Origin of the sequence: Arthrobacter sp. FW306-07-I (assembly GCF_021800405.1) — a bacterium.
Taxonomy (GTDB): Bacteria; Actinomycetota; Actinomycetes; order Actinomycetales; family Micrococcaceae; genus Arthrobacter.
This window is the reverse complement of record NZ_CP084550.1, coordinates 215,099-237,211: the sequence shown is the minus strand read 5'-3', so window position 1 is coordinate 237,211 and position 22,113 is coordinate 215,099. Positions and strand designations below refer to the sequence as shown.

Here is a 22,113-nt window from a genome sequence, read left to right as displayed (position 1 = left end):
CGCCGGTGCCGGAGCGGCGGCAACCAGTGACGGGGTGGAAAGGGCAAAGCAAAAGCCCCGCCGCTCCTTTGTGGAGTGGCGGGGCTTTGGCTGTGGAACTTAGACGCTGGGTGCGATCTCCGGGATGCGCGGCTTGGCGTTGCCGGCGAAGGTGAACTTCGCGTCGTCGCCTTCGCCTTCGACATCCACCACGACGATGTCGCCGGTGTGGATCTCGCCGAAGAGGATCTTCTCGGAGAGCTGGTCCTCGATCTCGCGCTGGATGGTGCGGCGCAGCGGCCGGGCACCCATGGCGGGATCGTAGCCCCGGGTCGCGAGGAGCACCTTGGCGGCCTTGGTGAGCTCGATGCCCATGTCCTTGTCCTTGAGGCGCTTCTCCAGGCGGGTCACGAACAGGTCCACGATCTCGATGATCTCGTCCTGGGTGAGCTGCGGGAACACCACGACGTCGTCAACACGGTTCAGGAACTCGGGGCGGAAGTGCTGCTTGAGTTCCTCCGTGACGCGGGCACGCATGCGGTTGTAGCCGGTCTGCGTGTCGGTGCCGGACTGGAAGCCGGTGGCGACGCTCTTGGAGATGTCCCGGGTACCCAGGTTGGTGGTCATGATGATCACGGTGTTCTTGAAGTCCACCACGCGGCCCTGGGAGTCGGTCAGGCGACCGTCTTCCAGGATCTGCAGCAGCGAGTTGAAGAGGTCAGCGTGGGCCTTCTCAACTTCGTCGAACAGCACCACGGAGAACGGACGGCGGCGGACCTTCTCGGTCAGCTGGCCACCCTCTTCGTAGCCCACGTAGCCCGGAGGGGCACCGAAGAGCCGCGAAACGGTGTGCTTCTCGGAGTACTCGGACATGTCCAGGGTGATGAGGGCGTCCTCTTCACCGAAGAGGAACTCCGCAAGTGCCTTGGCGAGCTCGGTCTTGCCGACGCCGGTGGGGCCGGCAAAGATGAACGAGCCACCGGGGCGCTTGGGGTCCTTGAGCCCTGCACGGGTGCGGCGGATGGCCTGGGACAGTGCCTTGATGGCCTCGTCCTGGCCGACAACCCGCTTGTGCAGTTCGTCTTCCATCTTGAGCAGGCGCGAGGATTCTTCCTCGGTCAGCTTGAAGACGGGGATGCCGGTGGAGTTGGCCAGCACCTCGGCGATGAGATCCTCATCCACCTCGGAGATGTCGTCCATGCCGCCGGACTTCCAGTTGCGCTCCTTCTCCGCCCGCTCGGAGATCATCTTCTGCTCCTTGTCGCGGAGCGAAGCTGCACCTTCGAAGTCCTGGGCGTCGATGGCGGATTCCTTCTCCATCTTCAGCTTGGCGATGCGCTCGTCCATGGCCTTGAGCTCCGGCGGAGCGGTCATGCGGCGGATGCGCAGCCGGGCACCGGCTTCGTCGATCAGGTCGATCGCCTTGTCCGGGAGGAAGCGGTCCGAGATGTAGCGCTCGGCGAGGCTTGCAGCGGAGGCCAGGGCACCGTCGGTGATGGTGACCCGGTGGTGCGCCTCATACCGGTCGCGCAGGCCCTTGAGGATCTCGATGGCGTGCGCCACGGAGGGTTCCTTGACCTGGATCGGCTGGAAGCGGCGCTCCAGGGCGGCATCCTTCTCGATGTGCTTGCGGTACTCGTCCAAGGTGGTGGCACCGATGGTCTGCAGCTCGCCGCGGGCCAGCATGGGCTTCAGGATCGAGGCTGCGTCGATGGCGCCTTCGGCGGCACCGGCACCCACCAGGGTGTGAATCTCGTCGATGAACAGGATGATGTCGCCGCGGGTGCGGATCTCCTTGAGGACCTTCTTAAGGCGCTCTTCGAAGTCACCGCGGTAGCGGGAACCTGCCACAAGGGAACCGAGGTCCAGGGTGTACAGCTGCTTGTCGCGGATGGTCTCCGGGACGTCGCCGCGCACAATGGCCTGGGCAAGGCCTTCGACGACGGCGGTCTTGCCGACGCCGGGCTCGCCGATGAGGACAGGGTTGTTCTTGGTGCGGCGGGAAAGGACCTGCATGACGCGTTCCATTTCCTGCTCGCGGCCGATGACCGGGTCCAGCTTGTTCTCGCGCGCAGCCTGGGTCAGGTTGCGGCCGAACTGGTCCAGGACCACGGAACCGGCAGGGGCGCCTTCGGGCTGTCCGCCGCCGACGCCTGCGCCGGTGGTTTCCTTGCCCTGGTAACCGGAGAGGAGCTGGATGACCTGCTGGCGGACCCGGTTCAGGTCGGCGCCAAGCTTGACCAGGACCTGGGCGGCAACGCCTTCACCCTCCCGGATCAGGCCGAGCAGAATGTGCTCGGTGCCGATGTAGTTGTGGCCCAGCTGCAGGGCTTCGCGCAGCGAGAGCTCCAGCACCTTCTTGGCACGCGGGGTGAAGGGGATGTGGCCGGAGGGAGCCTGCTGGCCCTGCCCGATGATCTCCTGCACCTGCTCGCGAACGCCGTCGAGCGAAATGCTCAAGGACTCAAGAGCTTTGGCGGCAACACCTTCACCCTCATGGATCAGACCCAAGAGGATGTGTTCGGTACCGATGTAATTGTGGTTCAGCATGCGTGCCTCTTCTTGGGCAAGCACAACTACGCGACGGGCACGGTCCGTAAATCGCTCAAACATTTCGCCACACTCCTAGCTACGACGTACTTTGATGCTACGTGGCCCGCCCGGCGATGTGGAGCGTGTTCGCCACAGGGGAAACCGCAGTGTTTACGGAATATCCGCCACGTCCTCCGGCGCGGACTTCCTGCCTTGGTCTCCGGGCAATGGGAAAGACCGCCAAAATGCCCTTGTCCGTGGCCCTGCGGTGGCCCATCCTTGGCCTTAATGGCGGGCAGGGAGCGGCATCCGTACGGAACGTGCCAGCCGGGAAAATGGCGGGAGGCGTGGAATATGTCGAAGGTGGACCTGGAACGCGTGAAGCGGCCGGCCCGTGTTGCGCTTATTGCCGGAGCAGTGTGGCTGGTGGGCATCAGCCCGGTGCCGGGGGTATACCTCGGGCCTGACGCCGCCCAACGACTCGAAATGCTCCGAAAGGGGCGGCGGTGGTGGGTGGCGGGACAACACGTCGCTGCGGCAGGAACCGCCGCCATGCCCGCGGCGATCGCCCGACTGGCCCTTGCCCTCCCGGAGGGGCGGAGCCGGTCGCTCGCCGGCACGGCCGCCGTCGCACTTGCTGCAGGCGCCCCGTTGTTCGTGTCCGAACTCGCGATGCGCGCAGCGGACCTGGAGCGTTTCGCGGCCCGCCGCTTCCCGGCTTGGCCATTCCTTACCTACGCATGGCTGCACGTGCTCGCGCTTGGATCCCTGTCCGGAGCCCTGGCGGGCCTGCACCGGGAGAAAGAAGCGGCAGCCCTGGCCCTGGCCACCGTCGGTTGCGGAGCCGCGCTGGCGAAAACAGGCGATATTCCGCCCTTCGTGTTCTACCTTGCCGAACAGTTCGCTGCCGGCAGCCTCTTGCGGAGGTAATCGCACGGCCATCAAACTGCTGCAGCCCTGCAGGGATAATTGCTCCTCCGCCGCGGAATTCAGGTGCACCAAAAAGCCCTGCCGCCCAATATGGGAAGCAGGGCTCTTTAGTCGAGCTATCGCCGTCCTACGAATTTGCCTTTTGGTAGGCTTCCTGGATTTCGGCCTGAATTCGGCCGCGGCTGTTAACCGTGTAGCCGTTATCCCGTGCCCATTGGCGGATTTGTGCTGAATCGTGGCTGCGGCCCGCGGTGGACGCCTTGGTGGCCCGCTGGCTGCGGCCTCCGGACGCCTTGCGCGCAGCGTTGATGAACCTCTCCAATGAAGACCGAAGCTCAGCGGCATTGGCTGCCGACAGGTCAATCTCATAGCTGACCCCGTCGAGGCCAAACTTAACATTCTCGTCTGCGGATCCCCCATCCAGATCATCAACAAGGATGATGTTTACTTTCTGTGCCATTAAGGTCTTCCTCTTGCTGGAAAGTCGGTTTTCAGAAAAGCAGGATGTTTCCCAAAAAAAGTATGACTCTTATCTTGGCAACGCGTCAAAGCGCCTAATGGTTCCTTGGGGATAAAGCCTGGGAATAGGGGGCTTTTACCTATTTGGATTCGGGGCCCTGCTGCTCGGAGGGTGCCGGAAGGGAATCGGCTTCGGCCTGGGCGCGGGCTTCCGCCTGCCGCTCGGCCTTGTCAGCGTTAAAGATTGCCTTCATGGCGAACCAGAACAGCAGGCCCACCACCAGGGAGGGAAGAAGTACTGCTACGTATTCCATGGTCAGTGCCCTTCGGGCTTGAGCAGGGGGAACAGGATGGTTTCGCGGATACCGGCCCCGGTGAAGAGCATCACCAGCCGGTCGATGCCCAAGCCGATACCGCCCATGGGGGGAGCACCGTATTCGAGGGCGCGCAGGAAGTCTTCGTCAAGCTGCATGGCTTCGACGTCGCCGGCGGCAGCGTGCATGGACTGCTCCGTGAGCCGCTCGCGCTGGATGACGGGGTCGATCAGCTCGGAGAAGGCGGTGCCGCGCTCCATGCCGCCGATGATCAGGTCCCAGGCCTCGATCAGCCGGCCGTCCTCGCGGTGCGGGCGGGCCAGCGGCTGGGCGGAGGGCGGGTAGTCGTAGACGAAGGTGGGGTTCAGCAAGGTGGGCTCCACGATTTCACCGAAGAGTTCAACCACCAGCTTCTCGGCGTCCCACTTGGGGTCCACCTTGACCTCGTGCTTGGCTGCAAGCTCCCGAAGCACCTCAACCGGGGTGTCCGGGGTGATTTCCTGCCCAACGGCGTCGGAAAGTCCGGGGTAGACAGGCAGCCAGGCCCAGTCGCCGTCGAGGTTGATCTCCCCCGCCTCGGTCTGCAGGACGCGGCCGGCACCCACGGCGTCGGCGGCGTCAAGGATGATCTCCTTGATCCGCTGCGCCATGACGAACTGGTCGGCCCAGGCCTCGTAGCACTCGAGGGTGGTGAACTCGGGGCTGTGGGTGGAGTCAACGCCCTCGTTGCGGAATACGCGGCCCATGTCATAGACGCGGTCGATGCCGCCCACCACTGCGCGCTTGAGGTACAGCTCGGTGGCGATGCGGAGGGTCATCTTCTGGTCGAAGGCGTTCATGTGGGTCTCGAACGGCCGCGCCAGTGCCCCGCCATGGACCAGCTGCAGGATGGGCGTTTCCACCTCCACGTAGCGGTGGCGGAACAGCGTTTCGCGGATGGAGCGCGTAATGGCGGCACGCGTGTAGACCATTTCACGGGCCTCGTCGCGGACCATCAGGTCGACGTAGCGCTGGCGGACGCGGGTTTCCTCGTTGAGTTCCGCGTGGAGCACGGGCAGGGGGCGCAGGGCCTTGGAGGCCATTGACCAGGACTCCGCCATGATGGACAGTTCTCCGCGGCGGGAGGAGATGACCTCACCCTTAATGAACACGTGGTCGCCGAGGTCAACCAGGGCCTTCCAGTCAGCGAGCGCTTCCTCGCCGATGTTGGCCAGGCTCAGCATCGCCTGGAGGCGCGTTCCCTTGCCGTCAGTGCCGCCTTCCTGAAGGGTGGCAAAGCAGAGCTTGCCGGTGTTGCGGACGAAGACTACGCGGCCCGTGACACCCACGATGTCACCGGTCGTGTCGTCCGCCTCGAGGTGGGCGTACTTTTCCCGGATCTCGGCAAGCGAGTGCGTGCGTTCCACTCCCACGGGGTACGCCTCCGTGCCGCGCTCAAGAAGTTTGGCGCGCTTTTCCATGCGGATCCGCATCTGCTCGCTGGCATCGACGGGCTCTGGGGCATTCTTGGGCGCGGGGGTGTTTTGGGAAGTCACAATCATCAAGTTTACCGGGCATTGGCCACCCCGGTTCCCAGCTGCCGCGCAGGCTTGCTGCCTAGGATGGGCTGGTGAAAGAACGGGTCCTTCCAACGCACGACGGCGGCAAGCTGGCTTTGTACAGCTACGGCGCCGAGGACGCGCCGGGCGAAAAGCGTGTGCTGCTGATTGGCGGCGCATTCCTCACGGCCCTGATCTACCGCCCATTCTCGATTGCGCTGGCGAAGGGCCTGGGCGACGGCTGGGCGGTTGACGTCTATGACCGCCGCGGCCGGGGCAACTCGTCCGAACAGCCGCCTGACTACAGCATGGCCACCGAGATCGAGGATGTCCGGACCGTCCTCGCCGCCACCGGCGCACGGAACGTCCTGGGCCACAGCCTGGGCGGATCGGTGGCGATGAACGCGGTCCAGGAGTTCACGGGCACCCCGTTGGTCCCGGACAAGCTGGCCGTGTACGACGCTGCCGTGAATATTGACGGCAGCGTCGACACCCGCTGGCTGGACGCGTTCGAGGCCGCCGTCAACGATGGCAGGGTGGGACTCGCCCTGGCCCACATGAAGAAGGCCACCAGCCCGGGCTCAGCGATGGCCAGGATCCCGGAGCCGGTCCTGGCCGGCCTGATGGCGGTCCTGTCCCGGACCAAGGTGAACACAATCTTCCGCCAGGTGATGCCCAGCGGCGTGGGTGAGCTGCGCGCGGCCTACGACGAGAAGGATCACGCCCGGGACTTCAGCGTGCTGCCGCCGGGCACCCACTTCATGGCCGGCGGGAAGAGTCCCAGTTATTACAGGGAGACTGCCGAACGGCTCCACGCGGCCGTACCGGGCAGCACCTACCAGCTCTCCCCCAAGTGCTTCCACGGGTCTGTCCCTGCAGCGGTCAAGGAACTGGTGGAGGCCATCGCAGCGTATTTCAAGGACGAACGTCCGGACGGGGAGGCCCGCCCGGACGATGATTCCCGCCCGGACCAGGCCGGCGTTATCCCCGTTCCCCGCGGCTGAACCCCGCAAGGGCAGCTTCCCCCAGGTTCCGCCACACCGTACGCGGCTTCGGTTCCACGCTCCGGTCCGCCAGCCAATCGCCCCAGGCAGTGATGTCCTCCCCGCCCGCAGCGGCGACGGCATCACAGGCGAACCCGACGGCGGCGGACCCATCCGACAGCTGCACGGACCCCAGCAGCATCGGCTCGGGAAGGCCCGCCAGGAACGTCCCCAAAGCTGCCGGGGACACCAGCCACCGCTCCCCCACCAACTCGGCGCCGTCGTCGGACCGGTAGACGCCGGGTTTGGCCGGCACGGTGTCCAGCGCCACCATCCGGTAGCGCGCCGCCGTCCGGACCGGGCCGTCCCAGAACGCCCCGAGCTCCTCCAGTTGCGGCGCGAGTGGCTGGTCCTTGCGGTGGGCCCCGACCACAACCAGCGGCACGGCCTGGGCACCTGCGGCCAACGGCCAGGGAGCGGACGACGACGGCCTGCCGCCTTCCGGACCGGCCCCGCCTACGGCGCCGGGAACCGTAGCTCCCTTAGCAAAGAGCGCAGGCGGCGCGGGAGTGGTTTCGATCCGGCGCGCGATGTCGGCAGCCACGGCGTCATCGAAAGTGCGGCCCACTACCGTGAGTCCAAACTGGGCGCCGTCCACCTCCCCGGCGGGAACGGCCACTGCGCACAGATCGAACAGGTTGCAGAAATTGGTGTAGGTGCCCATCAACGAGTTCACACCCACGGGGTCGGCAGCTACTTCTGCCAGCGTGGGATGGAACGGCGCGGTGGGAACCAGCAACGCGTCGAAGCCTTCCAGCCGGGCCATGGCCCTGGCCTTGAGTTCCTCCAGCCGCCCGGTATCAGCGACGTACCGGTGGGCGGGCACTGTGCCGGCCGCGCGGACGATGCCCCGAACTGTCGGATCGATTCCCGCCTGGCCGTCCGTGCCGCCGTCGTGGTTCTCCAGGAAGCTGCCCACCGCGGCGTACCGTTCGGCCACCAGACCACCGTCGTACAGCAGCCGGGCAGCCTGGAGGAAGTCGTCGAATTCGACCGGTTCGGCGGCCACCCCAGAGGATCGCAGCCGGTCAACCTGCCGGTCAAACTCCGCGGCCCATTCCGGCGGCAGCGCAGGCAGCGCCGCGGGGTATGCCACCCGCGGCCGGGACGGCGCGGCGAGCCGGATGTCCGCCGGCCAGGCCCGTGAATTGCCGGCCATGATGCCCATGGCCAGTTCGGCGGTGGACAGGTGCCGGGCGAAGATGGTGACGGCGTCCCAGGACCGGCAGGCCGGCACCACCCCGGCTGTGGAGACCACGTTGAGGGTGGCCTTGATCCCGACGATGCCCTGCAGCCCGGCCGGGACGCGGCCCGATCCCGCCGTGTCCGTGCCGATCGCGATGTCCGCCAGCCCCAGCGCCACCGCAACAGCGGAGCCCGAGCTGGAGCCGCCGGAAATGTAGCCGGGGCGGCGGGAATCCCGGACCGCACCGTAGGGACTCCGCGTGCCCACCAGCCCGGTGGCGAACTGGTCCAGGTTGGTGGCACCCAGGACCAGGGCACCGGCTGCGCGGAGCCGGGCCACGGCTTCGGCGTCCTTCTCCGGCGTGTAGGCGAAGCCCGGGCAGGCGGCCGTGGTTCGGATGCCTGCCACGTCAACGTTGTTCTTGACGGCGAGCAGGAGTCCAGCCAGGGGAAGGTCCGCGCCGCTGGCTACAGCCGCATCGATTCCGGCTGCTTCGGCCAGGAGGTCCTCGGCGGCGCGCAGCGTGATCCAGATTTCTGGCCGGTCCACCGTTTCAATCGCCGCGAGTGCTGCCTTGACGCGGCGGGTGGCGCTGCCGGTGGTTGTGGTGCTCATACTGCCGCCTCCTCCAGGTCCTGTGCCCCGAGGTCCAGGACTTCATCAACGGGTACCAGGTCGCTGCCGCCCAGGACCACCACCGCCTCGCCGGACACCACCTGAGATCCGGCGGCCGGCAGGACACGAAGCACGATTCCGTCAGAGGGTGCCTCCAGGACGGTTTCCATTTTCATGGCCTCCAGCGACACCAGCGGCTGGCCCTTGACCACGCGGTCGCCTTCCGCCACGTCCACCTTCCAGACGCTGGCGGCAAAGGGGGCGGAGACGAGTGCGCCGCCCTCGGGCACCTCCACGTCGTCGGCCACAGGGGAAACGACGGCGGCGAGCGCCTCCGCCCGGTCGAACTCGCCGGCGTCGGCCCAGGCCTGCCGTTCCACCGCGAAAGCGGCGCCCTGCTTTTCCCGGAACGCGTCGATGGACGCACGGTTTTCGGCCAGGAATGCCTCATGCTCGGCCAGGGAGAAGGTGCCGTCCTCGATCTCCACGCCACGGCCGCGCCCGGCGGCCATGTCGGCCCGTAGGTCCAGCAGTTCCTCCGGGCTGACGGGGTACCAGGAGATCCGGTCGAAGAAGCGCAGCAGCCAGGGCGATCCCGGCTCGAACGGGGCCGAATCCGCGTAGCGGGACCAGACCTGCGTGGTGCGGCCCACGAACTGGTAGCCGCCGGGGCCTTCCATGCCGTAGATGCACATGTAGGCTCCGCCGATGCCCACGGCGTTCTCCGGCGTCCAGGTGCGGGCCGGGTTGTATTTGGTGGTGACCAGGCGGTGCCGCGGATCCAGCGGGGTGGCCACGGGCGCGCCGAGGTAGACGTCGCCCAGGCCCAGCACCAGGTACTCGGCGTTGAAGACTGTGTCGAACACGTCGTTGACGGAGTCCAGGCCGTTGATCCGGCGGATGAACTCGATGTTCCACGGGCACCAGGGGGCGTCGTCGCGGACGCCTGCCATGTAGCGCTCGATGGCCTCCCGGGTGGCGGGATCATCCCAGGACAGCGGCAGCCGGACGGTGCGGCTGGGAACCACCAGTTCGGAACTGGCGGGCAGCGCGGCCTCGATTTCCTGGACCAGGTCCAGCAGCCGCGTGGTGGACAGGACGGACGGGTCCACCTTGATCTGCAGTGACCGGATGCCCGGGGTGAGGTCCACGATGCCGGGGACGCGGAGCGCCTCGATCTGCTGGTGCAGGGCGTGGACGCGTGCGCGCAGGCCAAGGTCCAGCACCATCTCGCCGTATTCGACCAGCAGGTTGTCATCGCCGGAGCGGCGGTAGGTAACGGCGGGACGGCCGGAACCTTCGGAAACCCGGCCCAGCACGCCGTCGTCGCCATCGCCCCGGAACGAACGTGCGGGGGCGGCCATGGACGGATCCGACGTCCAGTCCGCGTCGCCCGGGAGCACCAGCTGGCGTCCGGGTCCCAGGTCCTTGGCCGACGGCGCCTGGCTGGCTTTGATGGGCACGAACCGGACCTTGTCCCCCGGGCGGAGCTGGCCCAGCTTCCAACGCTCGGCGGTGACCACGGTGGCCGGGCAGACGAAGCCGCCGAGGCTGGGGCCGTCCGGGCCGAGCAGGATGGGCGTGTCGCCGGTGAAGTCCAGGGCGCCCACGGAGTAGGCGGTGTCGTGGATGTTGGACGGGTGCAGGCCTGCCTCGCCGCCGTCGGTCCGGGCCCAGCGGGGTTTGGGTCCGATGAGCCGGACTCCGGTGCGGGCGGAATTGAAGTGGACCTCGTATTCCGCGGCGTAGAGCTCTTGGATGTCTTCCCTCCGGAAGAACTCGGGGGCGCCGTGCGGGCCCTCAGCAACGGCCAGTTCCCAGGTGGCGGTGAGCGCGGGGCGGCTGTCGAGCGGCACTGCAGCGGCGGGAATTTGTTCGACGCCGGATTTCACCGTGCGGAGCACGTCACCGGCGCGAAGGACGCGTCCGGCGTGGCCGCCGAACTGCCCCAGGGTGAAGGTGGAGGCGCTGCCCAGGTACTGCGGAATGTCCAGGCCGCCCTGGAACAGGATGTAGCCGCGCAGGCCCGTTCCGGCGGCCGTGCCGGCGTCGAGGGTTCCTCCGGCGGGGACCGTGACGGGCGTCCAGGCGGGCACCTCCGTTCCGTCCACTGTCACCACCACTTCCGCGCCGGTGACGCACACGGTGGTCTGATGCGTGAAGGTCAGGCTGGGACCGGTCATGGTGAACTCCAGGCCGGGAGCGCCTTCCTGGTTGCCGAGGGCGGTGTTGCCAAGCCGGAAGGAGAGATCGTCCATGGGGCCGCTCGGCGGGACACCGATCTGCCACAGCCCGGTGCGGCCGGGCCAGTCCTGCACGCTGGTCTGCAGGCCGGGGCGGCCCACGGTGATGCGCGGTTCAGGATCCCCCACGTTGTCCAGGGTGCTGGTGGAGTGCAGGACGCTGCGGACCACGTCCATCCCGCTCACGGCCCGAAGCATGCCAAGGTTGGTCTCGATGCCGTCGATGCGGGTGTTGTCCAGGGCGGACGCGAGCCGGTCAAAGGCGTCCGCACGGCTTTCGCCGGCGGTGATGATCTTGCCCAGGAGGGGGTCGTAGTTGGTGGCAACCTCGGTGCCGGTTTCCACCCAGGCGTCCACGCGGGCTTCATCCGCTGCAGGGTAGACGGCGTTGGTGACGGTTCCCGCGCTGGGCTGGAAACCGCGGGCCGGGTCTTCGGCGTAGAGGCGGGCTTCCACGGCGTGGCCGGAAACCGGCAGTGCGTCCGGAACGTTTTCCAGCACTGATTGTGCTTCGCTCCCGCCCTGCGCCAGGCAGAGCATCCATTCCACCAGGTCCACGCCGGTGACGGCTTCGGTGACGGGGTGTTCCACCTGGAGCCGGGCGTTGACTTCCAGGAAGGAGGCTTCCTTGCGGGCGGCGTCGTAGACGAACTCGACCGTGCCGGCGGAGCGGTAGTTCAGCGAGGCGCAGAGAGCCCGGGAACTGCGGTGCAGTTCTTCCCGCAGCTCCGCCGGGAGGTCCGGGGCCGGGGCTTCCTCAAGGACTTTCTGGTGGCGGCGCTGCAGCGAGCAGTCCCGGTCGCCGAGGCTGACCACCCGGCCTTCGCCGTCACCAAAGACCTGGACCTCCACGTGCCGGGCGTTCTCGACGTACCGTTCGGCGAAAACGCCCGCGGTGCCGAAGCTTGCGCTGGCCAGCCGGGCAACGCGGGGGAAGCTTTCGGCCAGCTCGGCCTCGGAACGGCAGACGGTCATGCCGATGCCGCCGCCACCTCCGGTGGCCTTAAGCATCAGCGGGAAGCCGATCTCCTTGCTGGCCGCCACGGCGGCGTCCACGTCCGCAAGCAGCCCGGACCCGGCGATCATCGGCACCCCGGCCGCCCGGGCGGCGTCGCGCGCTGTGTGCTTGGTGCCGAAGATGCGCATCTGCTCCGGGGTGGGACCCACGAACACGAGCCCGGCCGCTTCCACGGCCTCGGCGAAGGCTGCATCCTCTGACAGGAAGCCGTAGCCGGGGTGGATGGCGCCCGCGCCGGTTGCCTTGGCCGCGGCCAGGAGCGCGTCCACCCGGAGGTAGGACTCCTTGGCAGGGGCTGGTCCCAGCAGCACGGCTTCGTCGGCGAGCCGGACGTGCTTGGCGCCGCGGTCCGCCTCCGAGAACACGGCAACGGTCCGCAGGCCCAGCTTCCTGGCTGACTCGATGATGCGGCAGGCGATCTCGCCGCGGTTTGCGACCAGCAGGGTATGGAATGTGGTCATCGTGCTGCCTTCGGCCGGGTGACGATCATGCGGACGGGGGTGGGGTTGAAGCCGTTGCAGGGGTTGTTGATCTGCGGGCAGTTGGAGACGAGCACCAGGGTGTCCACCTCCGCGCGGAGTGCCACGCGCTTGCCCGGGGCGGACAGGCCGTCCACAATGCCCAGGGCGCCGTCCGGATCCACCGGGACGTTCATGAACCAGTTGATGTTGGACACCAGGTCCCGTTTGCCCAGGCCCCAGCGGGAGCCCTCGATCAGGAAGTTCTCCACGCAGGCGTGCTGTTCGCGGGTGTGCTGGCCGTAGCGGAGCGTGTTGGATTCCTGCGAGCAGGCGCCGCCGACGGTGTCGTGCACGCCCACTTCGTCTGCCACCACGGTCATGAGGGGTGCGCCGGTGTCGGCCCGGAGGACTGAGCCGGTGGTGAGGACGATCGACTGCTGGGCGGCGATGGTTGCCGGAGCGGAGTAACGCACAGTGGTGTCGGCTGCTGAGTACAGCAGGCAGTCCACCGCCTGGTTGCCTTCCAGGTCCACGATGGTCAGGACGTCGCCGGCTGCCACTACCGCTGACCAGGGGCCGCGGGCCTCGACGAATTCGTCCAGGATCACGGTGCCTGCGGCGAGCGCGGTTTCGGCGGCGTCCGGGATGGGCTTGGTGTCAGTGGCGGTGTTCATCGGGCATTCCTTGCGGTGAGGTCGTGTTCGGTGTTGCGGAGGGCCTGCCGGTGTTCGGGCGCCAGCGGGCCGGTGAGCGAGCCGGCTTCCAGCTCCTCGAGGTCCTGCGGTGCGTGCCAGGCAAGGATGTCGATGGCGGTCCCGGCGAAGTCCGGGCGGGGGTCCAGCGGGTGGGCGGTGTTGGCCAGCACCAGCACAGCGTCCATCTGGAGCAGGAGTTCGACGGCGGCACCCGGCCCGGCACTTCCGGTGAAGGTGATGCTGCCGGCGGGGTCCACGGTGATGCCCTTGAAGAAGGAGAGCGACGGCGCCACATCCCTGGTGCCGAGGCCGTTCTTGAGTGCGCCCAGGGTGAGCAGTTCGCGCGCTGCCGGGGAGGAGCTGTGCGCGGCTCCGGCGCCGTACTTGGCTGTGTTTCCTGCCAGCGTGGTGGCGCCGGTGAGGGTGTCGTGGCGCGATGAGGAGTCCGCGACGATGGTGGCCATCAGACGGCCGGCGTCGGACAGCAGCGGGTGGCCCGTGCCGGGGTAGGCCTGCCAGGGAACCTTGACGGTGTCCGCGATGTTCAGCCGTTCGTGCAGGCTGCCCGCGCGGTACAGAAGGGCGTGCACACACGCGTCGCCGGCAGTGTCGGTGAGGCGGATCCGGGTGCCGCGGGCCAGGACCATGGTGGTGTAGCGGCCAAAGGCGAGGGATTCGGCCCAGGTGGGGATCACGCCGTCGGGCATTCCGGCCAAAAGGCGGGCCGGGGCGGACGCTGCCGGCACGTGGCGCATGCTCTCGGCTGTCTTGCCGTGCTGCTCGCGGGCGTGGGCGCGGGCGCCGGCCGTCGTGGCCGTGCCGGTTACTGGTGTTTCGAGGGTCTGTGTCATGTCAGTCCTGTAGTTGCTGGAATTTTCGGAAGATCTGCGCGTGTCAGGCTTTGGCGGCCAGGTTCCGCTGCCGGACCCAAACACCCAGGAGCAGGACGGCCGTGACCATCAGTGGTGCGGACCAGAGGAGGAGCCCGTTTTCGCCGGAGGGGTCGTAGACCTCGGGCCGGGGCCAGGCGAGGTTGACCACCATGACGCCGCCGTAAAGGACTGCCAGGATGTTGACCGGAAGGCCCCACCGGCCCAGGGAGAACAAGCCCGCCGGCATGGTCTGTCCCACCCGGTCCCAGTCGCCGCGCAGGCGGTTGACCAACTGCGGGACGGTGACCAGGAGGTAGGCCAGGTAGACCATCACGATGCAGACGCTGCAGAGCGTGGTGAACAGGGCCGCGTTGCCCACGTTGATGGCCAGCACGGCAACTGCCAGGGCGCCGATCACAATGGAGGGCCACATGGGCGTGCCGCGGGTGGGGTGGACAGAGGAGAGAAGGGCCGACGCCGGGAGCTTGCCGTCGCGGGCCATGGAGAACACCAGCCGGGAACCGGCGGTCTGGATGGCCAGGGTGCAGACGAAGATGGCGATGGCCACGTCGACCAGCAGGACCTTGCCCCAGAAGGTGCCCAGGACTGCGGTGAGGACGTAGGGAAGGCCTTCGGTGGCCAGGCGGCCGTCATCGAGGCTGGGTGCGGCCATCAGGGCGGTGATGATCATCAGGGCGCCGCCGATGCCGGAGATGAGCAGGGCGGAGAGGATGGTCCGCGGGGCGGTGCGGCGCGGGTCCTTGGTTTCTTCGGACAGTTCGCCGGCGGAGTTGAAGCCCACCATGACGTAGGCGGCCATCAGCCCGGAGACCAGGAAGGCTCCCACGGCGCCGAGGTCTGATCCCTGCAGCACGGTGGTGTCCGCCACGACATCCGGTCCGCGCTGCGCGGCGCTGACCAGGGCCAGGATCACGGCCACGACGCCCACGATCTCGCAGGTGACGCCCACCGAGTTCACGTGCGCCATGAGCTTCACGCCGAGGGAGTTGATGATGGTGGTGGCCACCAGGAGTACGGCGCCCAGGACCACAGCGTTGCTGGCGCCAGTCACCGTGTTGAGCCCCGGGTCGCCGCCCACTACCTGGAAGCCGTCCCAGAGCTGGGGAAGGACCACCTGCAGGGCGATGGCGGCGGCAGCGGCGGTGACCACCTGCGCGATGGCCATGAACCAGCCCGCGAACCAGCCGACGCCCTCTCCCCCGACGCGGCGTGCCCACTGGTACACGGCGCCGGAGAGGGGGTAGCGGGCGGCAAGCTCGGCGAAGTTCAGCGCCACAAGCAGTTGGCCCACCAAGACAACAGGCCAGGTCCAGAAGAACGCGGGCCCGGCGAAGGAGTAACCGAACGCGAAGAGCTGGAAGATGGTGGTGAGGATCGAAACGAAAGAGAAGCCAGCGGCAAAGGAAGCGTAGCGGCCGAGCTTTCGGTGGAGGGTGGGCTGGTAGCCAAGGGACGTCAGGTCTGCATCGTCCTGGTGGACGGTGGGGAGAACGGTTGAGGTCATCGGGAATCTCCGGGCTGGAAAGGGATTGGGGGGCAAAGCCTCCCGGCACTGCAGCGCTCGGCCGAAGGCTGCTGATTACCGGTCAATTGATAGTTTTCCAGCGGGATGTCCCCAAACAGTTTCACCTCTGTAAAAGGCGGATAGACATCTTGTTTCGCGCAGATTTCCGTCCCCTCACCATTCCTGCCGGCCGTTTTCGGGCTGCCCACTGGTCCATCCGCCAGTGCAACAATGGGGCCGTGACTTCAGCCGGACCGGGACGCCCCCGCCACCAGCAGCCCTCGCGGCCAGGGGCTACCGCCCGCGACGAGATCCTCGACGCCGCGGCGGAGCTTTTTACCACGCAGGGCTTCGCCAGCACCTCCACCCGGTCCATCGCGGACGCCGTGGGAATCCGGCAGTCATCCCTCTACCACCACTTCAAAACCAAGGACGACATCCTTGAGGACCTCCTGGAGGGGACGGTGTCAGGGGGCCTGGAGTTCGCGCGCGCAGTTGCCGCGTTGCCAGCCGACCGACACGGAAGAGAAGGCCCGGCTGGAAGCCGGCTTCACGCCGTCGCGCTTTACGACGGCACCCAGCTGTGCAGCGCCCGGTGGAATCTTGGCGTCCTGTACCACCTGCCCGAGGTGCGCACCACGCGCTTCGCCCCGTTCCTCAGCCACCGCCAGGAGCTCCGGCGGCTGTACGGGGAGCTGGGCGGCGGGCTGTCAGCAACCGTGACCGGCCCGGACGGCGGCGACTTCACGTTCCGCCTGGTCGAATCCCTGATCTATCTGCGGGCTGATGGTGCCGTGACGGCGGAATCTGCAGTGCAGGCGGCGGACGCGGGATTGATCCTCTGCGGCCTCGGGGACCAACTGCCGGCCATCCGCGCGGCGAGCCAGGCCCTCATTCAGCAGCTGGCCTGAGCCGGAGACGCCCGCGTCCGTGATGCCCCCACCCGGCTTGCTCGGCTAGGCTCGGAGCATGACGCGAGAGAACATCAGGACCCCCGACGGCGGCACTGTGGAGCTCTTCTCCACTGGCGCGGAACTGGCTTCGGCCGGTTCGGGTGTGGTGGTGGTGCCGCCCTCCATGGTGACGGCCGCTGACTACACCAGGTTCGCCCAAAAACTGAGCGCGGCCCTGGGCCGGCCCGTGCACACGTTCAACCGTCGAGGCCGCGGCTCGTCGTCGCCTCAGCCTGAGGACTACACGCTGGACGTGGACATCCGGGACCTCGACACCGTCATGAAGCACACCTCCAGCACGGACGTCTTTGGGCACAGCTTCGGCGGGGCCGTTGCCCTGCATGCCGCGCGGACCCTCCCCGTGGAACGGCTCGCAGTCTACGACCCCGCGGTGTCGGTGAACGGCAGCGTCAGCGCGGACTGGATTGCTGAGTATGAGCGGGCCATTGCCGCCGGTGACGATGACCGCGCCCTCGCCGTGATCCAGCGCGGCCTGGAAGCCGGGGGATCGTTCTCATCGCGCATGCCGCTGTCCATGCTGACCCTGGCCAACAAGCTGACCGCCGGCACCACGGAAGGCAAGCAGCAGCGCGAACTCATGCGCGCCGGCGTCCGTGAGATCAAGGCCATCATCGCCGCGGACATGCCTGCCGAGCCGTTCCTGGACCTGCCGCTGGAGACCCTGATCGTGGTGGGCGAAAAAAGCCCGGCCTACTTCGGCATCGCCTGCGGCCAGATCCACGACGTACTGTCCGGCTCCAGCTACACCATCCTGCCCGGCTTCGGCCATGACGGCGCCATCAAGGCCCCGGACAAGCTCATCAAGGAACTGAGCGACTTCTACGCCGGCTGACCCATGTAGCTCGCAGTAGTTGTCGTTTTGGACGCTCAAAACGACAACTACTGCGAGCTAGTTGGGCTGGTGCCAGGGTTAGTGCTCTGCGCCGTGGCCCGGACCGGCACCTTCGGTCTTGCGCATCATGGCGGAAAGCACGACGGCGGCAAAGGCTATGACGGTTGCCGTCATGAACGCGGCGCTCATCCCGGCGACGAGTCCGGACGCCGCACTCACCACCGCGAAGATCGACACCAGCAAGGCCGTGCCGGCGGCACCGGCCACCTGCTGCGTGGTGCTCATGATCGCAGACCCGTGGGAGTAGAGGTGCGGCGGCAGCGGGTTCAGTCCCGTGGTGAAGGCGGGGGTGAACAGCAGTGCCAGGCCAAAACTCAGCCCCACGTGCAGGGTGACGATCCACCAAACGGCCGTGCCGGCGTCGAGCATTGAAAACTGCCAGAGGGTGACGACCATCAGGATGGATCCGGTGACCGTGAGGGGCAGCGGACCCACCTTGTCGAACGCGCGGCCGATGACCGGGCCCAGCAGGCCCATGGCCAGGCCGCCGGGAAGCAGGGCAAGGCCGGTTTCGAGCGAGCCCAGGCCGCGGACCTGCTGGAGGTAGAGCGGCAGCAGGATGACGCCGCCGAAGAGGGCCATCATGGCCACCACCATCAGCAGGACCGAGACGGTGAACATGCGGAAGTTGAAGGCGCGAAGGTCCAGCAGCGGCGCGGCGGTTTTCTGCAGCCGGACCTGTCGCAGCACGAATACCGTGAGCGCAGCGACTCCGATGACCAGGGCCGCGATGGCGCCGGCGCCCGGACCAGCCTGGCCGCCATGGCCGCCGCCGATTTGGCTGAGCCCGTACACCAGGCCACCAAAGGCCGGGACGGTGAGGATGACGGACAGCGCGTCGAGCCGCCCCTTTTCAGTCTCGCCCACGTTGGTGAGGTACTTGGCACCAATGGCCAGCGCGGCGAGGGCTACGGGCAGGACGAAGACGAACATGAAGCGCCAGGTGAAGTGCTCCAGGATCAGGCCGGAGACGGTGGGACCCATGGCCGGTGCCACCGAAATGGCGATGCTCACGTTGCCCATGACGGCACCGCGCTTGGCCAGCGGGACCAGGGTAAGGATGGTGGTCATCAGCAGGGGCAGCATGATGGCGGTGCCGCCCGCCTGGACGATGCGGGCCAGCAGCAGGATCTCGAACCCGGGGGCCACCGCGGCAAGCGCTGTTCCGCTGGCGAACAAGCCCATGGCCAGCAGGAAGACGGCCCGCGTGGAGAGCCGCTGGAGGATGAAGCCGGTAGTGGGGATGACCACGGCCATAGTGAGCATGAAGCCGGTGGAGAGCCACTGGACGGTGGGCGCATCCACGCGCAGGTCCACCATGAGCCGTTGCAGGGCGACGTTCATGATGGTCTCGTTAAGGATCACCACGAACGTCGCCACCAGCAGCGTGCTGATGATAGTCACCGATTCCCGGGACATCTTCTCCGGCGCAGCGAGCTGGGCTCCTTGGCGGACTCCACCGCGGAAATCGTCGCGGTTTCCTTCGCCCTGGACGGGCTGGCCGCCGGCGTTCGGAGAGACTTCGGTAGACATGGGTGTTCCCTCAGGGGTGTTTTATGAGTGATGCGCGGTGGACGCCGCTGCAGGTTCCAACACTCTACCCGCTGGAGTAATTCCTCCATACGGGTTTAAAAACCCTGAGGGAACTTTAGGGGTTAGGCAGTCTGGCCTGCGTGCTGCCCTTCGGAGATCTCCTCCACCAGCTTGTTGTTGAAGGCCGGGAGGTCGTCCGGGTTGCGGCTGGTCACCAGGCCCTGGTCCACCACCACTTCCTCATCAGTCCAGTTGGCGCCTGCGTTCTTCAGGTCCGTTTCCAGGGTGAAGTAGGACGTGACGTTGCGGCCCTTGATCACGCCGGCCTCGATCAACAGCCAGGGACCGTGGCAGATTGATGCCACCGGCTTGTGCTGCTCGAAGAAGCTGCGGGTGAAGTTCTGCGCATCCTTGTCGACACGCAGGTGGTCCGCGTTGACGACGCCGCCCGGAAGTACCAGGGCGTCGAAGTCGGAGGCGTTTGCGTCGGCGACCGTGAGGTCCACGTCGAAGGTATCGCCCTTGTCCGTGCCGTTGTAGCCCTGCAGCTTGCCGCTCTTGGGAGCGATCAGGCTGGGCTCGCCGCCGGCATCCTTCACTGCCTGCCAGGGGCTGGTGAGCTCTACCTGCTCCACGCCGTCAGTCAGCAGGAATGCCACTTTCTTGCCTGCGATGCTGTGCTCTGCCATTGTTCCTCCTCGACTGAGGCGGCCTGCGGCCTTGAGGCGCGCAGCAACCGCCCAAGAGTTGATTGCCTGACATGTTCCAGCCTAAGAAAGCTGAAAGTAATAAGCAAGCTGACTATCTTATTGGGCCGCGGGTGTTTTCGCTGTGCTGGTATTTGGGCTGCCAAAAGGTACCTGCGCGCGAAAAACGTACGACGACGGCACGCGGCTGCCGTGCGTGCGTCATCCTTGCTGCCACATGACTTAGGCCCGTGGAATGGTAGTCGGTGCGGCAAGTCCAGACGACCGCTACACCTCAAGTTCGAATGTCACACCCTCGTCGGATGATGTGTTTATGGGAATCGGCAGCGGTGTTGGGGTGGCTTGGGAGGGTGTTCATGCCTCTGTGGCCGCCCTTGATGCGCTCACTGCCCTTGGTGCGCTGGACCAGGAGGACGCCTTCCTGGCTTCCGGGGTTGCTGTTGGTTCGGGCGCTGCTCTCGGTTCCGGCGTTGTTATTGGTTCGGGCGTTGATGTGTTGCAGCGGCGGTACGAGATCCGGCTGGAGCGGCTGGAGCTCACGGCCCGGTTGGAGGCGCAGCTCGCGGCGATGAAGGCGCGGGATGCAGCGGAGGCGATCGGGTTTCAGCAGGCCATGACCCCGCCTGACGCTTCGGTGCAGGACCGCACCTACGCCGAGATGTCCGTGGTGGAGGAGATCGCCGGGGTCCTCACCGTCAGTTCCGCCGCCGCAGGTGCCCTGGTGGAACAGTCCCGGAAAATCTGCTCCCTCCCACCGGTGTTCCAGGCCCTGTCCGCCGGTGCCATGTCCTGGCAGCACGCCCGCATCGTCGCGGACGAAACCGAGGGCCTCGATCAGGCGGGCGCTGCGGCGCTGGTGGCGCACTTCTTCGACCCCGACGCACCCCACCCCGCCCGCGGCGCAGCCCCTGGCGAACTCGTCCCCTCCCGGTTCCGGGCCAAAGTCCGCGCCTGGCGCGAACGCCACCACCCCGAGACACTGCAGAAACGCCACGCCAAAGGGGTGGCGGACCGGCGGATGGAATACACCCCGGACCGGGACGGCATGGCCTGGGTCTCGCTCTACCTCCCCGGCGACACCGCCTGCGCCATCTGGAACCGCACCACCGCCACCGCCCGCGGCCTCCAAGGCCCCAACGAACCACGCACCATCACCCAACTCCGCCCCGACATCGCAGCATCCCTGCTCCTCAGCGACGGCGCCTCCAGGAGCGCGGATTCCCGGCCCGGCACGGAAATCGGCAAGGTCCCCACCCCGCGGGCCGACGTCCTGGTCATGGTGCCGGTGTTCTCCCTCCTCGGACTCACGGATGAGCCAGCCATGCTCGACGGGCTCGGACCCATCCCGGCATCCATGGCCCGCAAACTGGTCGCCGACGGGGCGAACTCCTTCTACCGCATCCTGGTCGACCCGAGAGACGGGGCACCCTTGGAGATCGGCCGGAAGAACTACCGGCTCACCGAAACCATCAAACGCTGGATCAGGATGCGCGACGCCAAATGCACCTTCCCCGGCTGCACCAACCGCACCCCGGACAACGAAACCGACCACCTCCAGGCCTGGGAAACCGGCGGAACAACCGGGGCCAGCAACCTGGCACAACTCTGCCCGAAACACCACCGGCTCAAACACCACACCCAATGGACACCAGACCCGGCCACCAACAACGAATCACCCGGCTGGACCTCACCCACCGGCCGCCACTACAAACCCGAACACCCCCACCCAGAACCCACCCACTGGCCACCGGCTATCCATCCGGGACAACGAAGCCTGCTGGAAGAAGTTCTCCTGCAGCGATTGGCTAACTAACCCTGCCCAGCACCATTGCTATGGCCCGAACTGCTATGGCCGGTGGTGCTCAATAAGCCAGCGCGCCATCTCCTTGGCGCGCTGGGCGGCCTGCAGGTCACCCTCGGTTGCGGAAATGATGGAGCCCTTCATCAGGATGTGCCAGGACCGCGCGAATTCCTCGGCGCATACCAGGCCGGCTTCTGTGGCCAGGGCCTCCACATGGCCGCGCATCTTCGCGAGATAGTCGATGCTGGCCTTCCCCAGCGGGTGCGACGGGCCCATCTCCAGCAGGACGTTGATGAAGGCGCTGCCTTCGAAACCGTCCTGCCGGAACCAGTCGCTGAACACGTCGAAAATCGCCAGCAGTTGCTCTACAGGAGTATCGCCCCGCGATCTCGCCTTCGAAATGACGGCGTCCACCGTCCAGTGCTTGTCCCGCTGCTCCAGGAAGGCGAGGACCAGCGAGTCCTTGGACGGGAAGTGCCGGTAGAAGGTAGCTTTCGCTACACCCGATCGCTCAATGAGCTCGTTGACGCCGACATCCCGGATGCCGCGACGTGAGAACAACCCGTACGCCACGGACAGGATCCGCTCCTCCGGGTTGGCGTGGCCGCACGGCCACTCCGTGGAAGGCGGGACTGCCGTTGACGTTGAACCCCCTGGCGCGGGAGACGATGAAATCGAAGGATCTGGATTCATCACGGTTTTAGTCTAATCCTCCGCGAGACAGACTTGTCTCTCTCGTTGTAGGGTTTGTCCTACGTGCAGTGCATTCGAACGTCGCACGGGTCTATGTGGCCCC

General features: G+C 66.9%; 17 protein-coding genes. 5 read left to right on the top strand and 12 right to left on the bottom strand.

The annotated features are described in order from the left end of the window. Window positions 1-99 precede the first annotated feature (99 nt). Window positions 100-2,592 carry an ATP-dependent Clp protease ATP-binding subunit gene (locus tag LFT46_RS01140; protein WP_236800613.1) on the bottom strand — a complete coding sequence of 831 codons (2,493 nt, stop codon included), beginning with the start codon at window positions 2,590-2,592 and terminating at the stop codon, window positions 100-102. Between the two features lie 273 nt (window positions 2,593-2,865). Between LFT46_RS01140 and LFT46_RS01135 the strand changes: the two genes are divergently transcribed. Then, window positions 2,866-3,441 (top strand): hypothetical protein, encoded by a 576-nt coding sequence (locus LFT46_RS01135; protein ID WP_236821059.1) that lies wholly within the window; start codon window positions 2,866-2,868, stop codon window positions 3,439-3,441. A gap of 127 nt (window positions 3,442-3,568) precedes the next feature. Here LFT46_RS01135 and LFT46_RS01130 read toward each other — a convergent pair whose 3' ends face one another. The 3 genes from LFT46_RS01130 to lysS form a co-directional block, all read right to left on the bottom strand. Continuing rightward, window positions 3,569-3,901, bottom strand: coding sequence for a histone-like nucleoid-structuring protein Lsr2 (locus LFT46_RS01130; RefSeq protein WP_236821057.1), 333 nt, complete (start codon window positions 3,899-3,901; stop codon window positions 3,569-3,571). Between the two features lie 139 nt (window positions 3,902-4,040). Then, window positions 4,041-4,214, bottom strand: coding sequence for a hypothetical protein (locus LFT46_RS01125; RefSeq protein ID WP_236800608.1), 174 nt, complete (start codon window positions 4,212-4,214; stop codon window positions 4,041-4,043). A 2-nt stretch (window positions 4,215-4,216) separates the two neighbouring features. Further along, window positions 4,217-5,755: a lysine--tRNA ligase gene (lysS, locus tag LFT46_RS01120; RefSeq protein WP_236800605.1), complete on the bottom strand. Its 1,539-nt coding sequence runs from the start codon at window positions 5,753-5,755 to the stop codon at window positions 4,217-4,219. 68 nt (window positions 5,756-5,823) lie between these two features. On the opposite strand from lysS, the gene LFT46_RS01115 reads away from it, so the two are divergent. Further along, window positions 5,824-6,756, top strand: coding sequence for an alpha/beta fold hydrolase (locus LFT46_RS01115; protein ID WP_236821056.1), 933 nt, complete (start codon window positions 5,824-5,826; stop codon window positions 6,754-6,756). Here LFT46_RS01115 and atzF read toward each other — a convergent pair. Genes atzF through LFT46_RS01090 form a run of 5 tightly spaced genes read right to left on the bottom strand, consistent with a single transcriptional unit; the run spans window position 6,734 to window position 15,410 of the window. Continuing rightward, a complete protein-coding gene (gene atzF, locus LFT46_RS01110) occupies window positions 6,734-8,596 on the bottom strand; it encodes an allophanate hydrolase (protein WP_236821054.1) in 1,863 nt (620 codons plus the stop codon). The genes LFT46_RS01115 and atzF overlap by 23 nt on opposite strands. Then, window positions 8,593-12,318: an urea carboxylase gene (gene uca / locus LFT46_RS01105; protein WP_236821051.1), complete on the bottom strand. Its 3,726-nt coding sequence runs from the start codon at window positions 12,316-12,318 to the stop codon at window positions 8,593-8,595. The genes atzF and uca overlap by 4 nt, the downstream gene beginning before the upstream one ends. Next, entirely contained in the window at window positions 12,315-12,992 is a 678-nt protein-coding gene (locus LFT46_RS01100; RefSeq protein ID WP_236800597.1) for an urea amidolyase associated protein UAAP2, read from the bottom strand. The genes uca and LFT46_RS01100 overlap by 4 nt, the downstream gene beginning before the upstream one ends. Continuing rightward, window positions 12,989-13,864 (bottom strand): urea amidolyase associated protein UAAP1, encoded by an 876-nt coding sequence (locus LFT46_RS01095; RefSeq protein WP_236800596.1) that lies wholly within the window; start codon window positions 13,862-13,864, stop codon window positions 12,989-12,991. The genes LFT46_RS01100 and LFT46_RS01095 overlap by 4 nt, the downstream gene beginning before the upstream one ends. A gap of 43 nt (window positions 13,865-13,907) precedes the next feature. Further along, window positions 13,908-15,410 (bottom strand): amino acid permease, encoded by a 1,503-nt coding sequence (locus LFT46_RS01090; RefSeq protein WP_236800594.1) that lies wholly within the window; start codon window positions 15,408-15,410, stop codon window positions 13,908-13,910. 239 nt (window positions 15,411-15,649) lie between these two features. On the opposite strand from LFT46_RS01090, the gene LFT46_RS01085 reads away from it, so the two are divergent. Beyond that, complete coding sequence (locus LFT46_RS01085; RefSeq protein WP_236800592.1) at window positions 15,650-16,321, top strand: TetR/AcrR family transcriptional regulator; 672 nt, start codon at window positions 15,650-15,652, stop codon at window positions 16,319-16,321. Between the two features lie 58 nt (window positions 16,322-16,379). Beyond that, complete coding sequence (locus LFT46_RS01080; protein WP_236800590.1) at window positions 16,380-17,216, top strand: alpha/beta fold hydrolase; 837 nt, start codon at window positions 16,380-16,382, stop codon at window positions 17,214-17,216. Between the two features lie 78 nt (window positions 17,217-17,294). Here LFT46_RS01080 and LFT46_RS01075 read toward each other — a convergent pair whose 3' ends face one another. Continuing rightward, window positions 17,295-18,809 carry a DHA2 family efflux MFS transporter permease subunit gene (locus LFT46_RS01075; RefSeq protein ID WP_236821050.1) on the bottom strand — a complete coding sequence of 505 codons (1,515 nt, stop codon included), beginning with the start codon at window positions 18,807-18,809 and terminating at the stop codon, window positions 17,295-17,297. 122 nt (window positions 18,810-18,931) lie between these two features. Continuing rightward, window positions 18,932-19,498, bottom strand: a complete 567-nt coding sequence (locus LFT46_RS01070) for a type 1 glutamine amidotransferase domain-containing protein (RefSeq protein WP_236821048.1) — start codon at window positions 19,496-19,498, stop codon at window positions 18,932-18,934. Between the two features lie 331 nt (window positions 19,499-19,829). Here LFT46_RS01070 and LFT46_RS01065 point away from each other — a divergent pair, with 331 nt between their 5' ends. Next, a complete protein-coding gene (locus LFT46_RS01065) occupies window positions 19,830-21,329 on the top strand; it encodes an HNH endonuclease signature motif containing protein (RefSeq protein WP_236821046.1) in 1,500 nt (499 codons plus the stop codon). A gap of 33 nt (window positions 21,330-21,362) precedes the next feature. Here LFT46_RS01065 and LFT46_RS01060 read toward each other — a convergent pair whose 3' ends face one another. Next, on the bottom strand, window positions 21,363-22,010 hold the full coding sequence (locus LFT46_RS01060; RefSeq protein WP_236822108.1) for a TetR/AcrR family transcriptional regulator: 648 nt from the start codon (window positions 22,008-22,010) through the stop codon (window positions 21,363-21,365). Between the last annotated feature and the right edge of the window lie 103 nt (window positions 22,011-22,113).